Origin of the sequence: Streptococcus sp. HMSC076H09 (assembly GCF_001811765.1) — a bacterium.
Classification (GTDB): domain Bacteria; phylum Bacillota; class Bacilli; order Lactobacillales; family Streptococcaceae; genus Streptococcus; species Streptococcus agalactiae.
This window is the reverse complement of sequence record NZ_KV806608.1, coordinates 68,232-84,683: the sequence shown is the minus strand read 5'-3', so window position 1 is coordinate 84,683 and position 16,452 is coordinate 68,232. Positions and strand designations below refer to the sequence as shown.

At 37.1% G+C, this 16,452-nt stretch carries 9 protein-coding genes; 7 read left to right on the top strand and 2 right to left on the bottom strand.

Annotation, left to right across the window (positions count from 1 at the left end):
* The first annotated feature begins 122 nt into the window (after positions 1 to 122).
* The 4 genes from ispE to HMPREF2818_RS06875 all read left to right on the top strand — a co-directional run bounded on the left by ispE (position 123) and on the right by HMPREF2818_RS06875 (position 3,018).
* Positions 123 to 974, top strand: a complete 852-nt coding sequence (gene ispE, locus HMPREF2818_RS06890; protein WP_001217846.1) for a 4-(cytidine 5'-diphospho)-2-C-methyl-D-erythritol kinase — start codon at positions 123 to 125, stop codon at positions 972 to 974.
* A gap of 85 nt (positions 975 to 1,059) precedes the next feature.
* The gene (locus HMPREF2818_RS06885) at positions 1,060 to 1,503 is read left to right on the top strand and encodes a zinc-dependent MarR family transcriptional regulator (protein WP_000217076.1); all 444 of its coding nucleotides are present in this window, start codon (positions 1,060 to 1,062) and stop codon (positions 1,501 to 1,503) included.
* Positions 1,504 to 1,505: 2 nt separating this feature from the next.
* Positions 1,506 to 2,216, top strand: coding sequence for a metal ABC transporter ATP-binding protein (locus tag HMPREF2818_RS06880; RefSeq protein ID WP_001269501.1), 711 nt, complete (start codon positions 1,506 to 1,508; stop codon positions 2,214 to 2,216).
* Entirely contained in the window at positions 2,206 to 3,018 is an 813-nt protein-coding gene (locus HMPREF2818_RS06875; protein WP_000923270.1) for a metal ABC transporter permease, read from the top strand. The genes HMPREF2818_RS06880 and HMPREF2818_RS06875 overlap by 11 nt, the downstream gene beginning before the upstream one ends.
* A gap of 211 nt (positions 3,019 to 3,229) precedes the next feature.
* Here HMPREF2818_RS06875 and HMPREF2818_RS06870 read toward each other — a convergent pair whose 3' ends face one another.
* Positions 3,230 to 4,261, bottom strand: coding sequence for a DNA/RNA non-specific endonuclease (locus HMPREF2818_RS06870; protein ID WP_000777424.1), 1,032 nt, complete (start codon positions 4,259 to 4,261; stop codon positions 3,230 to 3,232).
* Between the two features lie 578 nt (positions 4,262 to 4,839).
* Positions 4,840 to 6,099, bottom strand: a complete 1,260-nt coding sequence (gene tyrS, locus HMPREF2818_RS06865) for a tyrosine--tRNA ligase (RefSeq protein ID WP_001019849.1) — start codon at positions 6,097 to 6,099, stop codon at positions 4,840 to 4,842.
* A gap of 110 nt (positions 6,100 to 6,209) precedes the next feature.
* Here tyrS and pbp1b point away from each other — a divergent pair, with 110 nt between their 5' ends.
* The 3 genes from pbp1b to rpoC all read left to right on the top strand — a co-directional run bounded on the left by pbp1b (position 6,210) and on the right by rpoC (position 16,373).
* Complete coding sequence (gene pbp1b / locus HMPREF2818_RS06860) at positions 6,210 to 8,507, top strand: penicillin-binding protein PBP1B (RefSeq protein ID WP_000472390.1); 2,298 nt, start codon at positions 6,210 to 6,212, stop codon at positions 8,505 to 8,507.
* Between the two features lie 523 nt (positions 8,508 to 9,030).
* Positions 9,031 to 12,606: a DNA-directed RNA polymerase subunit beta gene (gene rpoB, locus HMPREF2818_RS06855; RefSeq protein WP_000907192.1), complete on the top strand. Its 3,576-nt coding sequence runs from the start codon at positions 9,031 to 9,033 to the stop codon at positions 12,604 to 12,606.
* A gap of 116 nt (positions 12,607 to 12,722) precedes the next feature.
* Positions 12,723 to 16,373, top strand: a complete 3,651-nt coding sequence (rpoC, locus tag HMPREF2818_RS06850; RefSeq protein ID WP_000228729.1) for a DNA-directed RNA polymerase subunit beta' — start codon at positions 12,723 to 12,725, stop codon at positions 16,371 to 16,373.
* Positions 16,374 to 16,452: the final 79 nt, after the last annotated feature.

Below are 16,452 nucleotides of genomic sequence, written 5' to 3'. Positions count from 1 at the left end.
ACTTTGGTTAGCCTTTTTTTATTGGAATTATTATCCTTAAGATTGGCTAACATCTTAATTGTCCGAATTTGTCATTTGTTATGTTATAATATGGATATTCTATATTTTATTAGGGAGGTTTTATGAGAATTTTTGAGAAAGCTCCTGCCAAACTTAATTTAGGATTAGATATTAAAGGACGATGTGACGATGGTTATCATGAATTAGCTATGATTATGGTTAGTATTGATCTTAATGACTACGTTACCATTTCTGAGCTAAAGGAAGATTGTATTGTTATCGATTCTGATAGTAGCAAAATGCCTTTAAATAATGATAATGATGTGTTTAAAGCTGCAGATATAATCAAAAATCAATATGGTATTAATAAAGGTGTTCATATTAGATTAGAAAAATCCATTCCTGTCTGTGCAGGACTGGGGGGTGGTTCTACTGATGCTGCTGCTACAATAAGAGCTCTTAATCGATTATGGAATCTTCAAATGGACTATGACGAAATGGTTGCTATTGGTTTTAAAATTGGTAGTGATGTTCCTTATTGTCTTGGTGGGGGATGTTCGTTAGTATTAGGTAAAGGTGAAATTGTTAAACCCTTACCGACATTGAGACCATGTTGGATAGTTCTGGTTAAGCCGGATTTTGGTATTTCAACTAAATCCATTTTTAGAGATATTGATTGTAAGTCTATAAGCAGAGTTGATATTGATTTATTAAAGTCTGCTATTTTGTCATCAGATTATCAGTTAATGGTCAAATCTATGGGAAATTCACTCGAGGATATTACAATTACTAAAAATCCAGTTATAAGTACAATAAAAGAACGTATGTTAAATTCTGGAGCCGATGTTGCATTAATGACAGGAAGTGGACCAACTGTTTTTTCAATGTGTTCTACAGAGAAAAAAGCTGATCGTGTTTTTAATAGTATGAAAGGTTTTTGCAAAGAAGTTTATAAAGTTAGGTTGTTGAGATAAAAGGTTTTACCTTCTTCACCTATCTATGATTGATTCTTCTATATCTTCGTGATATAATTTACTGGTTAACAAAAAAGAGGTATATATGACAGTTTTAGAACAAAAATTAGACCATTTAGTGAGTCAAATCTTGCTTAAAGCAGAAAATCAACATGAATTATTGTTTGGTACTTGTCAAAGTGATGTAAAATTGACTAATACGCAAGAACACATTCTGATGCTTTTATCACAAGAGCAGTTGACAAATTCTGATTTAGCTAAGAAGTTAAATATTAGTCAGGCAGCTGTAACTAAAGCAGTAAAAAGTTTAATTTCTCAGGATATGTTGAAAGCGAATAAAGATTCTAAAGATGCTCGTATTACTTATTTTGAGTTATCTGAACTTGCTAAACCCATTGCAGATGAACACACACATCATCATGACAATACGTTAGGGGTTTACGGAAGATTAGTAAATCATTTTTCAAAGGACGAAAAGGTCGTTTTAGAACGTTTTCTTGATCTTTTCTCTAGAGAATTAGAAGGGTAATCATGCGATATATTACAGTTAGTGGTCTTACTTTTCAGTATGATAGCGATCCTGTGCTGGAAGGGGTTAATTACCATTTAGACAGTGGGGAGTTTGTTACCTTAACAGGTGAAAATGGGGCTGCTAAATCAACTTTAATAAAGGCTACTTTAGGTATTTTAACGCCCAAAGTGGGTACAGTTAATATCTCTAAAGAAAACAAAGAAGGAAAAAAATTACGTATTGCCTATTTACCTCAACAGATTGCAAGTTTTAACGCTGGCTTTCCATCGTCAGTTTATGAATTTGTGAAATCTGGACGATACCCTAGAAATGGTTGGTTTAGAAGACTGACTAAACATGATGAAGAACATATTAGGGTTAGTTTAGAAGCTGTTGGTATGTGGGATAATCGCCATAAAAAGATAGGAAGTTTATCTGGCGGTCAAAAGCAGAGGGCTGTCATTGCTAGGATGTTTGCTTCTGATCCAGATATTTTTGTATTGGATGAGCCAACAACTGGTATGGACGCAGGGACTACTGAGAAATTTTATGAGTTAATGCATCATAATGCTCATAAGCATGGTAAGTCTGTTTTGATGATTACTCACGATCCTGATGAAGTAAAGGGGTATGCTGACCGAAATATTCATCTTGTTAGGAACCAATCTTTACCATGGCGTTGTTTCAATGTCCATACAAACGAAATGGAGGTTGAATCTGATGCTACTTGATATGCTTTCCTATGATTTTATGCAACGAGCGCTCTTAGCAGTTGTGGCTATTAGTATTTTTGCTCCAATTTTAGGCATCTTCCTAATTTTACGTCGTCAGAGTTTGATGAGTGATACTTTGAGCCACGTTTCCTTAGCCGGTGTTGCATTAGGCGTTGTTTTAGGTATCTCGCCTACATGGTCAACTATTTTCGTTGTTACTTTGGCGGCAGTTGTATTAGAGTATTTGCGTACTGTATACAAACATTATATGGAAATATCAACTGCTATCCTGATGTCGATGGGGTTGGCTATATCTTTAATCGTTATGAGTAAAGCTCATAATGTTGGTAATGTCAGTCTTGAACAGTATTTATTTGGTTCTATTATCACTATTGGGAAGGAACAAGTGATTGCTTTGTTTGTTATTGCATTAATCACTTTTATTTTAACCATCCTGTTTATTAGACCAATGTATATATTAACGTTTGATGAGGATACAGCTTTTGTAGATGGATTGCCTGTGCGTACAATGTCTATTTTGTTCAATGTTGTTACAGGTATTGCTATTGCATTAACAATTCCTGCCGCAGGTGCTCTATTGGTGTCAACTATTATGGTTTTACCAGCTAGTATTGCTATGCGGTTAGGTCGAAATTTTAAAACTGTTATTTTTCTGGGTATGTTAATTGGATTTGTGGGAATGGTAGCTGGTATTTTCCTTTCGTATTATTGGGAGACACCTGCTAGTGCAACAATAACGATGATTTTTATTGGCATTTTCCTATTAGTTAGCTTAGTAGGCTTGCTTCGCAAACGTTAAATAAAAAAATCTATCTTATTCTAGGATAGATTTTTTATTTATCTCCCTGTTTTTTTTCGAATATATTTTATGAGGGATCAGTTGAGAAATTATCTCGATGAGGTATCTACTAAGTTTTCTGGCTTAAGTTGATAGAAGGGGCAATGTGAATCTATTTTTGCGTTTTAGGATAAAAAATACTACCGGCAATTTTGCCGGCAGTAAATTGTAATTATTGTGCTTCAGTAGTGCTGTGATGTTTGTGTTGATTTAACGCTTCTTGTTCAGTCATTTGAACGATATTAGCGGTATTTGCATTTTTTATGTTTTCTAAACTATACCAATAAGTATTTGAACGACCCTTATTTGCAACGTAGACGATTCTATTTTTGGGAGCTACATTATTTGTATCTGATTCAGAAGTATTAGTGTTAGTATTTTCTTCTATATCAGATGCACTTTCAATAGCTGCTTCGTTTTCATCAGCATCGCTATTTGGATCTTCACCTTCTTCTGCCTGTTTCCCATCTTCTTTGATTAGCATACCAGTTTTGTAATCAATTTTTGCGAGTGGAGACGTATTTTCTAATGTAACAGTTGTGACGCCGTATTCATCAGTCTGTTCTTTGCCGCCGCCTAATTTGATTTCTAGAAGTTTTCCTTGTTTATCAATTCCAACATACTGAAGTTCAACTCGGCTAGGTACTAAATTGTTTCCTTCGTATATTGGAGTCACTTTGTAATCAAGCCAGAAATTTTTATGATTTGCCAACCAACTATCTAATCTATTTTCGTAGTATAACATACCATCAGGATTATTTTCGCTAAATCCTGTATTTAGATATTTGGTCATAGTAACTAGGTTCTCAGGAACATTGTTCATTCCTGAAAATTGATAACCAACGAGGTGACCTCGGTCCATAAGCCAAGTTGTTTTACCCTTTTCAGTAGTAAATTTGTAGTTGTGCCAACCGGTTGGATTATACGTCAGTCTTTCTCTTTTTATCTTAGGCTCATCTGCATCCCTCAATTGTATGTGAGAATATGTTGCTCTGCCTAAGTTATCTAATGGACCTACCTTGATTTGTTTATTATGAGTAAATGGTAAGATTTTTTTTGAAGAAGTACTTACATACTGTGTCTCAACATGGGATGTCGTCTTATAATGTTTAGCCTTAGCTTCAACATTCTGTTGTAATGCCCCAACGCATAGCACGACAGTTAATAGTGGGAGTGATTTGTATAATTGTTTAGATAATTTCATAAACCTAAACCCTTCTAAATGATATTTGTGAAGGCCTTTCACAAGTATAATTTTATCATTTTATTGGGAAAAGTAATAAAAAAACATAACTAGTTAATGTTTTTTTGGATATTATGTTATTTAACTAGATAGTTATTAAAGTTAAATGTTATAGATATACTGTTATTACATAATAATTTTTATATGATTTGTTATTTTATTAGATTTTCTAATGGATTATTTCTTTAGCTGATTTTGATTACAAAGTTAAGGTATTCTAATCATGTTTTCTTGATTTATAACATGTAAAGGTTAGAATAAATTCGTTGGGGTTAGACAGACGATATTTGTTGTTTTTATGAAAAAATTGTGGGTATTAGATATGTATATTTTTTCGATAACTATTTACTCTATGGTAAAAATTCTAAGCTGTTTGTTTGGTGTTATTTCTTAATAAAAATAAGGTAGTCATGTATAATAACTATAATTTAAAAGTTGTATCTTTAGGAATGTTGTTCATTAATAAAAAGTGTAGTCAATTGACTACACTTTTTATTGTCTTGAAATATTATTATCAGAGTATCGATTACACTTCAAGTCTATTTAAAGTTTAATACAAAGTATTTTTTCTTTCCACGACGAATGACTGTAATTTCATTTTCAAGCTTATCATTTTCTGAGATAGTATATTCTAAATCTTGAATACGATCTCCATTAATATAAATAGCTCCATTGGAGACATCTTCTCGAGCTTGACGTTTAGAATTGACAACTCCTGAAGTGACTAGAAGGTCTATGATATTGAGGTTATCTTCCGTCTGAACGTGATAATTTGGTACTCCACGTAAACCTTGTTTGAGCTCTTTAACAGACAATCCTTTTATATTGCCAGCAAATAGCTGTTCCGTGATATTAACGGCCTCCTTATAAGCTTTTTCACCATGAACAAGAGTTACAACTTCACGTGCTAGTGTTTTTTGTGCTAAGCGTTGGTGAGGTGCTTCCTCGAATTGAATACGTATATCTTCTATTTCTTTAAGGCTTAGGAATGTAAAAATCTTAAGGAAGCGAACGGCATCAGCATCCATAACATTGAGCCAAAATTGGTACATTTCATAAGGAGAGGTTTTGTCAGCATCAAGCCAAACAGCATTTCCTTCAGATTTTCCGAATTTTTTTCCTGTAGAATCTGTTATCAATGGAACAGTCATAACATGAGATACACCATTTGATTTTCGTCTAATAAGTTCGGTTCCAGCAGTCATGTTGCCCCATTGGTCAGAACCACCAATTTGCAAAGTGACATTATAGTTCTTATTTAATTCGTAAAAGTCATATCCTTGCATAATTTGATAAGCAAATTCAGTATAGGAAATCCCTGTTTCGATACGTTTTTTAACAGATTCTTTACTCATCATATAATTGACAGTAAAATATTTACCAACATCTCGTAAGAAATCAATGAAACTAATATTGCTGAACCAATCATAATTATTTACCAATACAGCTTTGTTATCACCTGTTTCAAACTCTAGAAAATTAGATAATTGACCGCGGATTTTATTACCCCAACTAACTACAGTTTCCTTTGTTTGTAAACTGCGCTCAACATCTTTAAATGAAGGATCCCCAATAAGTCCAGTTGCGCCTCCCACAAGTGCATAAGGCTTGTGACCAGCAAGTTGTAAGCGACGAGAGGTTAAAATAGCAACTAAATGTCCAAGATGAAGGCTATCAGCCGTAGGATCGTAGCCAGTATAGTAAGAGACAGAACCTTCTTCAAGAGCTTTGCGTAAAGCATCTTCGTCAGTTGTCTGAAAAACGAGTCCACGTTCTTTGAGTTCATCAAAAATATTCATCTTTTTCTCCTAATTATTAACTTATTGTGTATCAATGTCAACTATATCAAAACTCTTTAGGATATGCAAGTTATATTAAATCTGATATAATGTAGGATGAGGTATTATTCATGTTTAAAGGTAATAAGAAGTTGAATAGTTCTAAATTAGGTGATTACACACCACTTGAATTTGGTTCTATTTTTTTAAGAATTGTAAAGCTTTTATCAGATTTCATCTATGTTATTATTTTACTATTTGTTATGCTCGGAGTAGGACTTGCAGTAGGGTATCTTGCTAGTCAAGTTGACTCTGTTAAAGTACCTAGTAAAAATAGTTTAGTGACACAAGTTAATACACTTACTAGGGTGTCTAGGTTAACTTATTCTGATAAATCACAAATTTCAGAGATTGACACTGATTTACAACGTACACCAGTGGCAAAGGATGCTATATCTGATAATATTAAAAAGGCTATCATTGCAACAGAGGACGAAAATTTCAATGACCATAAAGGTGTAGTTCCCAAAGCCGTACTACGTGCTGCAGCAGGATCTGTTCTGGGGTTTGGAGAGAGTAGCGGTGGTTCAACGCTGACACAACAATTATTAAAGCAGCAAATTTTGGGAGATGATCCGTCATTTAAACGCAAATCAAAAGAAATTATTTATGCTCTAGCATTAGAGCGTTACATGGATAAGGATTCGATTTTATCAGATTATTTAAATGTATCACCGTTTGGTCGCAATAACAAAGGACAGAATATTGCAGGTATTGAAGAAGCAGCACAAGGGATTTTTGGAGTTTCCGCAAAAGATTTAACAATTCCTCAGGCAGCTTTCCTTGCAGGTTTACCGCAAAGTCCTATCGTATATTCTCCTTATACTGCAGATGCCCAGTTGAAATCAGATAAAGATCTTAGTTTTGGTATAAAGCGCCAAAAAAATGTGTTATACAATATGTATAGAACGAGAGCTTTAACCAAAGATGAGTACAAATCCTACAAAGATTATGACATCAAAAAAGATTTTATCAAACCTGCAGTGGCGACAACAAATCATCATGATTATCTCTACTACTCGGCATTATCTGAAGCTCAAAAAGTGATGTACAATTACCTCATTAAAAAGGATAATGTTTCAGAGCATGATTTAAAAAATGACGAGACTAGAGCGACGTACAGACATCGCGCTATTGAAGAGATTCAACAGGGAGGGTATACTATTAAAACTACTATCAATAAATCTGTTTATCAAGCCATGCAGGATGCTGCAGCTCAATACGGAGGGTTGTTAGATGATGGCACTGGCAAGGTTCAAATGGGAAATGTACTAACGGACAATTCTAGTGGTGCTATTATAGGATTTATTGGTGGTCGTAACTATAGTGAGAATCAAAATAACCATGCTTTTGATACGGCACGCTCTCCAGGGTCAAGTATTAAACCGATATTACCTTACGGAATTGCTATTGATCAAGGGATGTTAGGCAGCGGTAGTGTTCTTTCAAATTATCCAACGACATATTCAAGTGGCGAAAAGATTATGCATGCGGATGAAGAAGGTACTGCTATGGTTAACCTTCAAGAGTCATTGGACATTTCTTGGAACATTCCAGCTTTCTGGACTTACAAGATGCTACGAGATCGAGGCGTTGATGTAAAAAACTATATGGAGAAATTAGACTATCCAATTGAAAACTTTGGTATAGAAAGTTTACCACTTGGTGGTGGTATTGATACGTCAGTTGCTCAGCAAACAAACCTTTATCAAATGATTGCAAATGGTGGTGTTTATCATAAGCAGTATATGATAGAAAGTATAGAGGATAGTAATGGGAAAGTGATTTATAATCACGAAAGTAAACCTGTCCGTGTCTTTTCGAAAGCAACAGCTACTATCTTACAGCAGCTATTACATGGACCAATTAACTCCGGAAAGACTACAACCTTTAAAAATCGCTTACAAGGTTTAAATAGTGGTTTAGCTGGGGTAGATTGGATTGGAAAAACGGGTACTACTAACTCAACTTCTGATGTTTGGTTGATGCTTTCTACACCTAAAGTGACTTTAGGTGGATGGGCAGGACATGATAATAATGCCTCTTTAGCGAAATTGACAGGTTACAATAATAATGCTAATTATATGGCTCACTTGGTTAATGCTATTAATAATGCAGATGGCAATACTTTTGGTAAGTCAGAAAGGTTTAGACTTGATGATAGCGTTATAAAAGCTAAAGTTCTTAAGTCTACAGGTTTACAGCCAGGTGTAGTAACAGTAAACGGTCGTCGAATCACTGTTGGAGGTGAAAGCACAACAAGTTATTGGGCAAAAAATGGGCCTGGAACGATGACCTATCGTTTTGCTATTGGGGGAACTGATAGTGATTATCAAAAAGCTTGGTCTACTTTGGGTGGAAAACGATAACAGGTTTACGATACTGATAGTTTTATTTGAGGAGAATAGAGTGATCTGTTCTCCTTTTATTTTTTCCAAGATAATATGATTTAATTCTTGTATAGTCTTCTTTCAAAGAATTAGAAAAACACCAGTATGCTATGTTTAAAAATCATCGTGTTATGCTAAAACTCAAGGGTGTTGATGAACAAATTGAAATTTTAGAAGCTTCCTTGAAGTCAAGAGAATAGAACTTGATTTATTGGTAAAAATAAGTTATAATGTATGTAACTATTTGTCGTCTGTCTAGGTTGAAATATTGTCCGACCTAGATATACAGCAGTTAAATCAACTTGATAAAGTGAGATTTAGCTGCTCTTTTTGTGCCTAATTTTAAGAAAAAAGGTTATTGTAATACATTTTTAAACTTTCTGAAAATTACCGCAAACGACATCTATAAGCTTGTCCTTGTTAGGCGAGCAAATGAAATAAACTCACTAAGTTTTATGAGATAAAAACTTAGTCACTCTATCTTTAAAAAGGAGCTAAAAACTTGGCAGGACATGAAGTTCAGTACGGAAAACACCGTACACGTCGTAGCTTTTCAAGAATTAAGGAAGTTCTTGATTTACCAAACTTAATTGAAATTCAAACTGATTCATTCCAAGATTTTCTTGATGCTGGCTTGAAAGAAGTATTTGAGGATGTACTTCCAATTTCAAACTTTACAGATACTATGGATCTTGAATTTGTTGGTTATGAATTAAAAGAACCTAAATATACTTTGGAAGAAGCTCGTATCCATGATGCTAGCTACTCAGCACCTATTTTTGTTACTTTCCGTTTAGTTAATAAAGAAACTGGTGAAATTAAAACTCAAGAAGTTTTCTTTGGTGATTTTCCAATTATGACTGAAATGGGTACTTTCATCATCAATGGTGGTGAACGTATCATTGTTTCACAATTAGTCCGTTCTCCTGGTGTTTACTTTAATGATAAGGTAGATAAAAATGGAAAAGTTGGTTATGGGTCAACTGTTATCCCTAACCGTGGAGCTTGGTTGGAACTTGAGACAGACGCAAAAGATATTGCTTATACACGTATCGACCGCACACGTAAAATTCCATTCACAACACTAGTCCGTGCACTTGGTTTCTCTGGAGACGATGAAATTGTTGACATCTTTGGTGACAGTGAACTTGTTCGCAATACTATTGAAAAAGACATTCATAAAAATCCAAGTGATTCTCGTACAGATGAAGCACTTAAAGAAATCTATGAACGTCTTCGTCCAGGTGAACCAAAAACTGCAGACAGCTCACGTAGTCTTTTAGTTGCACGTTTCTTTGATCCACGTCGTTATGACTTAGCGGCTGTTGGTCGTTATAAGATTAATAAAAAACTGAATCTTAAAACACGCCTATTGAACCAAACAATCGCTGAAAATTTAGTTGATGGTGAAACAGGAGAGATTCTTGTTGAAGCTGGCACTGTTATGACACGAGATGTCATTGATTCAATTGCAGAGCATATCGATGGAGACTTAAACAAGTTTGTCTACACACCAAATGATTATGCTGTAGTTACTGAACCAGTTATTCTTCAAAAATTCAAAGTTGTTGCTCCAACTGATCCAGACCGTGTTGTTACTATTGTTGGAAACTCAAATCCTGAAGATAAAGTTCGTGCCTTAACTCCTGCAGATATTTTAGCAGAGATGTCATACTTCTTAAACCTTGCAGAGGGTATCGGTAAGGTAGATGACATTGACCATTTAGGTAACCGTCGTATTCGTGCAGTTGGTGAATTGCTTGCGAACCAATTCCGTATTGGACTTGCTCGTATGGAACGCAATGTCCGCGAACGTATGTCTGTACAAGACAATGAAGTCTTGACACCTCAACAAATCATTAACATTCGTCCAGTGACTGCCGCTGTTAAAGAATTCTTTGGTTCATCACAGCTGTCACAATTCATGGACCAACACAACCCTCTATCAGAATTGTCGCACAAACGCCGTCTCTCTGCCTTAGGACCTGGTGGTTTGACACGTGACCGTGCTGGATATGAAGTTCGTGATGTGCACTATACCCACTATGGGCGCATGTGTCCGATTGAAACACCTGAAGGTCCAAACATTGGTTTGATTAATAACTTATCTTCATTTGGACACCTCAATAAATATGGATTTATTCAAACACCATATCGTAAAGTAGATCGTTCTACTGGTGCGGTAACGAACGAAATTGTTTGGTTGACTGCTGATGAAGAAGATGAATTTACAGTTGCACAAGCCAACTCTAAGCTTAACGAAGACGGTACATTTGCAGAAGAAATCGTTATGGGTCGTCATCAAGGTAATAACCAAGAGTTTCCTTCAAGCATTGTTGACTTTGTTGACGTGTCACCTAAGCAAGTAGTTGCTGTCGCAACAGCATGTATTCCTTTCTTGGAAAATGATGACTCTAACCGTGCCTTGATGGGTGCCAACATGCAACGTCAGGCTGTGCCATTGATTGATCCAAAAGCACCATATGTTGGTACTGGTATGGAGTATCAAGCAGCCCACGATTCAGGTGCAGCTGTGATTGCTAAACATGACGGTCGTGTTATTTTTTCAGATGCTGAAAAAGTTGAAGTGCGTCGCGAAGATGGTTCTCTTGATGTTTATCATGTTCAAAAATTCCGCCGTTCAAACTCAGGTACTGCTTATAACCAACGTACCTTAGTTAAAGTTGGTGATCTCGTTGAAAAAGGTGATTTTATCGCCGACGGACCATCTATGGAAAATGGTGAAATGGCTCTTGGACAAAACCCAGTTGTTGCTTATATGACTTGGGAAGGTTATAACTTCGAGGATGCCGTTATCATGAGTGAGCGCCTTGTGAAAGAAGATGTCTATACATCTGTTCACTTGGAAGAATTCGAATCTGAAACGCGTGATACAAAGCTTGGGCCTGAAGAAATTACTCGTGAAATTCCAAATGTTGGTGAAGATTCACTACGTGATCTCGATGAAATGGGAATTATCCGCATTGGTGCTGAGGTAAAAGAAGGTGACATTCTTGTTGGTAAGGTAACGCCTAAGGGTGAAAAGGACTTATCTGCTGAAGAACGTCTCTTGCATGCCATTTTTGGTGATAAATCACGTGAAGTTCGTGATACTTCGCTACGTGTACCTCACGGTGGCGATGGAGTAGTTCGTGACGTTAAAATCTTTACTCGTGCAAATGGTGATGAATTGCAATCAGGTGTTAATATGCTTGTCCGCGTTTATATCGCTCAAAAACGTAAAATCAAAGTCGGTGATAAGATGGCCGGTCGTCACGGAAACAAAGGTGTCGTCTCACGTATTGTTCCTGTTGAAGATATGCCTTATTTACCAGATGGAACGCCAGTTGATATCATGTTGAACCCACTTGGGGTGCCATCACGTATGAATATCGGACAAGTTATGGAGCTTCATTTAGGTATGGCTGCTCGTAATTTAGGTATTCATATTGCAACGCCAGTCTTTGATGGGGCTTCTTCAGAAGACCTTTGGGAAACTGTTCAAGAAGCAGGTATGGATTCAGATGCTAAGACTGTTCTTTATGATGGTCGTACTGGTGAACCATTCGATAACCGTGTGTCAGTTGGTGTCATGTACATGATCAAACTTCACCACATGGTTGATGATAAACTTCATGCCCGTTCAGTAGGACCATACTCACTTGTTACTCAACAACCACTTGGAGGTAAAGCTCAATTTGGTGGACAACGTTTTGGTGAGATGGAGGTTTGGGCGCTTGAAGCTTATGGTGCTTCAAATGTTCTTCAAGAAATTTTAACATACAAATCTGATGATGTTACAGGACGTCTTAAAGCTTATGAAGCTATCACAAAAGGTAAGCCAATTCCAAAACCAGGTGTTCCAGAATCATTCCGTGTTCTTGTAAAAGAATTGCAATCACTTGGTCTTGATATGCGTGTCCTTGATGAAGATGACAACGAAGTTGAACTCCGTGATCTTGATGAAGGTGAAGATGATGATGTGATGCACGTTGATGACCTTGAAAAAGCGCGAGTGAAACAAGAAACTGAAGAAAAACAAGCTGAACAAGTATCTGAAGTCGTTCAAGAAGATTAAATTTATCTAGTTTATAACTAGGAGCGAATATAGAATTGATATGCAATGCTAGTCCTAGGATTTATTGAAATCCTAGTTAGGCTAGTATGATGATAAATCGAAGAAAGGTAAAACTAGTGGTTGACGTAAATCGTTTTAAAAGTATGCAAATCACATTAGCATCACCAAGTAAGGTCCGTTCATGGTCTTATGGTGAAGTTAAAAAACCTGAAACAATCAACTACCGCACATTGAAACCAGAACGTGAAGGACTTTTTGATGAAGTTATTTTTGGTCCAACAAAAGATTGGGAATGTGCGTGTGGAAAATACAAACGTATTCGTTACAAAGGAATCATTTGTGACCGTTGTGGCGTTGAAGTAACTCGTGCAAAAGTTCGTCGCGAACGTATGGGACATATCGAGTTAAAAGCACCAGTATCTCATATCTGGTATTTCAAAGGTATCCCATCGCGTATGGGACTCACGTTGGATATGAGTCCCCGTGCCCTTGAAGAAGTTATTTATTTTGCGGCTTATGTTGTTATCGATCCAATGGACACACCATTAGAACCGAAGTCACTCCTTACTGAGCGTGAATACCGTGAAAAACTTCAAGAGTACGGTTACGGTTCGTTTGTTGCTAAAATGGGTGCTGAAGCCATTCAAGATCTTCTTAAACGCGTTGATTTAGATGCAGAAATCGCAGTTCTTAAAGAGGAGTTGAAATCAGCGACAGGTCAAAAACGTGTGAAAGCAGTTCGTCGTCTGGATGTGTTAGATGCCTTTAAAAAATCTGGAAATAAACCAGAATGGATGGTTCTTAACATTTTACCGGTTATCCCACCGGATCTTCGTCCGATGGTTCAATTAGATGGTGGTCGTTTTGCGGCATCAGACTTGAATGACCTTTACCGCCGTGTTATTAACCGTAACAATCGTTTGGCACGTTTGTTGGAATTAAATGCTCCTGGCATCATCGTTCAAAATGAAAAACGTATGTTACAAGAAGCTGTTGATGCGCTTATCGACAATGGTCGTCGTGGTCGTCCAATTACCGGACCAGGTAGTCGTCCTTTGAAATCATTAAGCCATATGCTTAAAGGTAAACAAGGTCGTTTCCGCCAAAACTTACTTGGTAAACGTGTTGACTTCTCTGGACGTTCCGTTATTGCTGTTGGTCCAACACTTAAAATGTACCAATGTGGTGTACCACGTGAAATGGCTATTGAGCTCTTCAAACCTTTTGTAATGCGTGAAATCGTTGCTCGTGACCTCGCAGGGAACGTTAAAGCAGCTAAACGTATGGTTGAACGTGGGGACGAGCGTATTTGGGACATCTTAGAAGAAGTTATTAAAGAGCACCCAGTACTTCTAAACCGTGCACCTACTCTTCACAGATTAGGTATCCAAGCGTTTGAACCTGTCCTTATTGATGGTAAGGCGCTTCGTCTTCACCCACTTGTATGTGAGGCCTACAATGCTGACTTTGATGGAGACCAAATGGCCATCCACGTTCCATTGTCTGAAGAAGCCCAAGCAGAAGCTCGTCTTTTGATGCTTGCTGCAGAGCACATCCTTAACCCTAAAGATGGTAAGCCAGTCGTAACACCATCTCAGGACATGGTTTTAGGAAATTACTACCTGACTATGGAAGATGCTGGTCGTGAAGGTGAAGGCATGATTTTCAAAGATCATGACGAAGCAGTTATGGCATATCAAAATGGTTATGTTCATTTACATACACGTGTTGGTATCGCTGTTGATTCAATGCCGAATAAGCCTTGGACAGAAGAGCAAAAACATAAAATCATGGTTACAACAGTTGGTAAGATTCTCTTCAACGATATCATGCCTGAAGATTTACCGTACTTAATTGAACCTAATAATGCAAACTTGACAGAAAAAACTCCAGATAAATACTTCTTAGAGCCAGGTCAGGATATTCAAGCAGTTATTGATAACTTAGAGATTAATATTCCCTTTAAGAAGAAAAATCTTGGTAATATTATCGCAGAAACTTTTAAACGTTTCCGTACAACAGAAACTTCTGCTTTCCTTGACCGTTTGAAGGACCTTGGATATTATCATTCAACACTTGCTGGTTTGACTGTGGGTATTGCTGATATCCCAGTTATTGACAATAAAGCTGAGATTATTGATGCAGCTCACCACAGAGTTGAAGATATCAATAAAGCCTTCCGTCGAGGTTTGATGACTGAAGAAGATCGTTATGTTGCTGTTACAACAACATGGCGTGAAGCTAAAGAAGCACTTGAAAAACGTCTTATTGAGACACAAGATCCAAAGAACCCTATCGTTATGATGATGGACTCAGGAGCTCGTGGTAACATCTCAAACTTCTCACAACTTGCCGGTATGCGTGGTTTGATGGCTGCTCCTAATGGACGTATCATGGAATTGCCAATCTTATCAAACTTCCGTGAAGGTCTTAGTGTTTTGGAAATGTTCTTCTCAACTCACGGTGCGCGTAAAGGTATGACTGATACGGCCCTTAAGACAGCCGACTCAGGTTACCTTACTCGTCGTTTGGTTGACGTTGCCCAAGATGTTATTATTCGTGAAGATGACTGTGGAACAGACCGCGGTTTGACAATCACAGCAATTACAGATGGTAAAGAGGTTACTGAGACACTTGAAGAGCGTTTGATAGGACGTTATACTAAGAAGTCAATCAAACATCCTGAGACAGGTGAAATTCTCGTTGGTGCAGATACCTTAATTACTGAAGATATGGCTGCTAAAGTTGTTAAAGCGGGCGTTGAGGAAGTAACTATCCGATCAGTATTTACATGTAACACTCGCCATGGTGTTTGTCGTCACTGTTACGGTATTAACTTGGCAACAGGTGATGCTGTTGAGGTTGGTGAAGCAGTTGGTACTATTGCAGCTCAATCTATCGGTGAACCAGGGACACAGCTTACAATGCGTACCTTCCATACCGGTGGTGTTGCTTCAAATACTGATATTACACAAGGTCTCCCACGTATCCAAGAAATCTTTGAAGCACGTAACCCTAAAGGTGAGGCAGTTATTACTGAAGTTAAGGGTGAAGTCGTTGCAATTGAAGAAGACTCTTCAACACGTACTAAGAAAGTATTCGTTAAAGGTCAGACAGGTGAGGGAGAATACGTTGTTCCATTTACAGCACGTATGAAAGTTGAAGTTGGTGATGAAGTAGCTCGTGGTGCGGCCTTAACTGAAGGATCTATCCAACCAAAACGTCTCCTTGAAGTTCGTGATACTTTATCTGTTGAAACGTACCTACTTGCTGAAGTACAAAAAGTTTACCGTAGCCAAGGGGTAGAAATCGGAGATAAACACGTTGAGGTAATGGTTCGTCAAATGCTCCGTAAAGTTCGTGTCATGGATCCAGGAGATACAGATCTTCTTCCAGGTACACTTATGGATATTTCAGACTTTACAGATGCTAACAAAGATATTGTTATTTCTGGTGGAATCCCTGCGACAAGCCGTCCTGTCCTTATGGGTATTACTAAGGCTTCCCTTGAAACTAATTCATTCTTATCAGCTGCATCCTTCCAAGAAACAACACGTGTCCTTACAGATGCTGCTATCCGTGGTAAGAAAGATCACTTACTTGGTCTTAAAGAAAATGTTATTATCGGTAAAATCATTCCAGCGGGTACTGGTATGGCTCGTTACCGTAATATTGAACCACTTGCTGTTAATGAAGTTGAGATTATTGAAGGAACTCCTGTTGATGCAGAAGTTACGGAAGTATCAACACCTACAACAGAAGATTAATCAAAAAGAACTTGAGTTTAACTCAGGTTCTTTTTTTACAAGAATTTGGAATGAGCAGATATTTTTTATTTTATTCTTA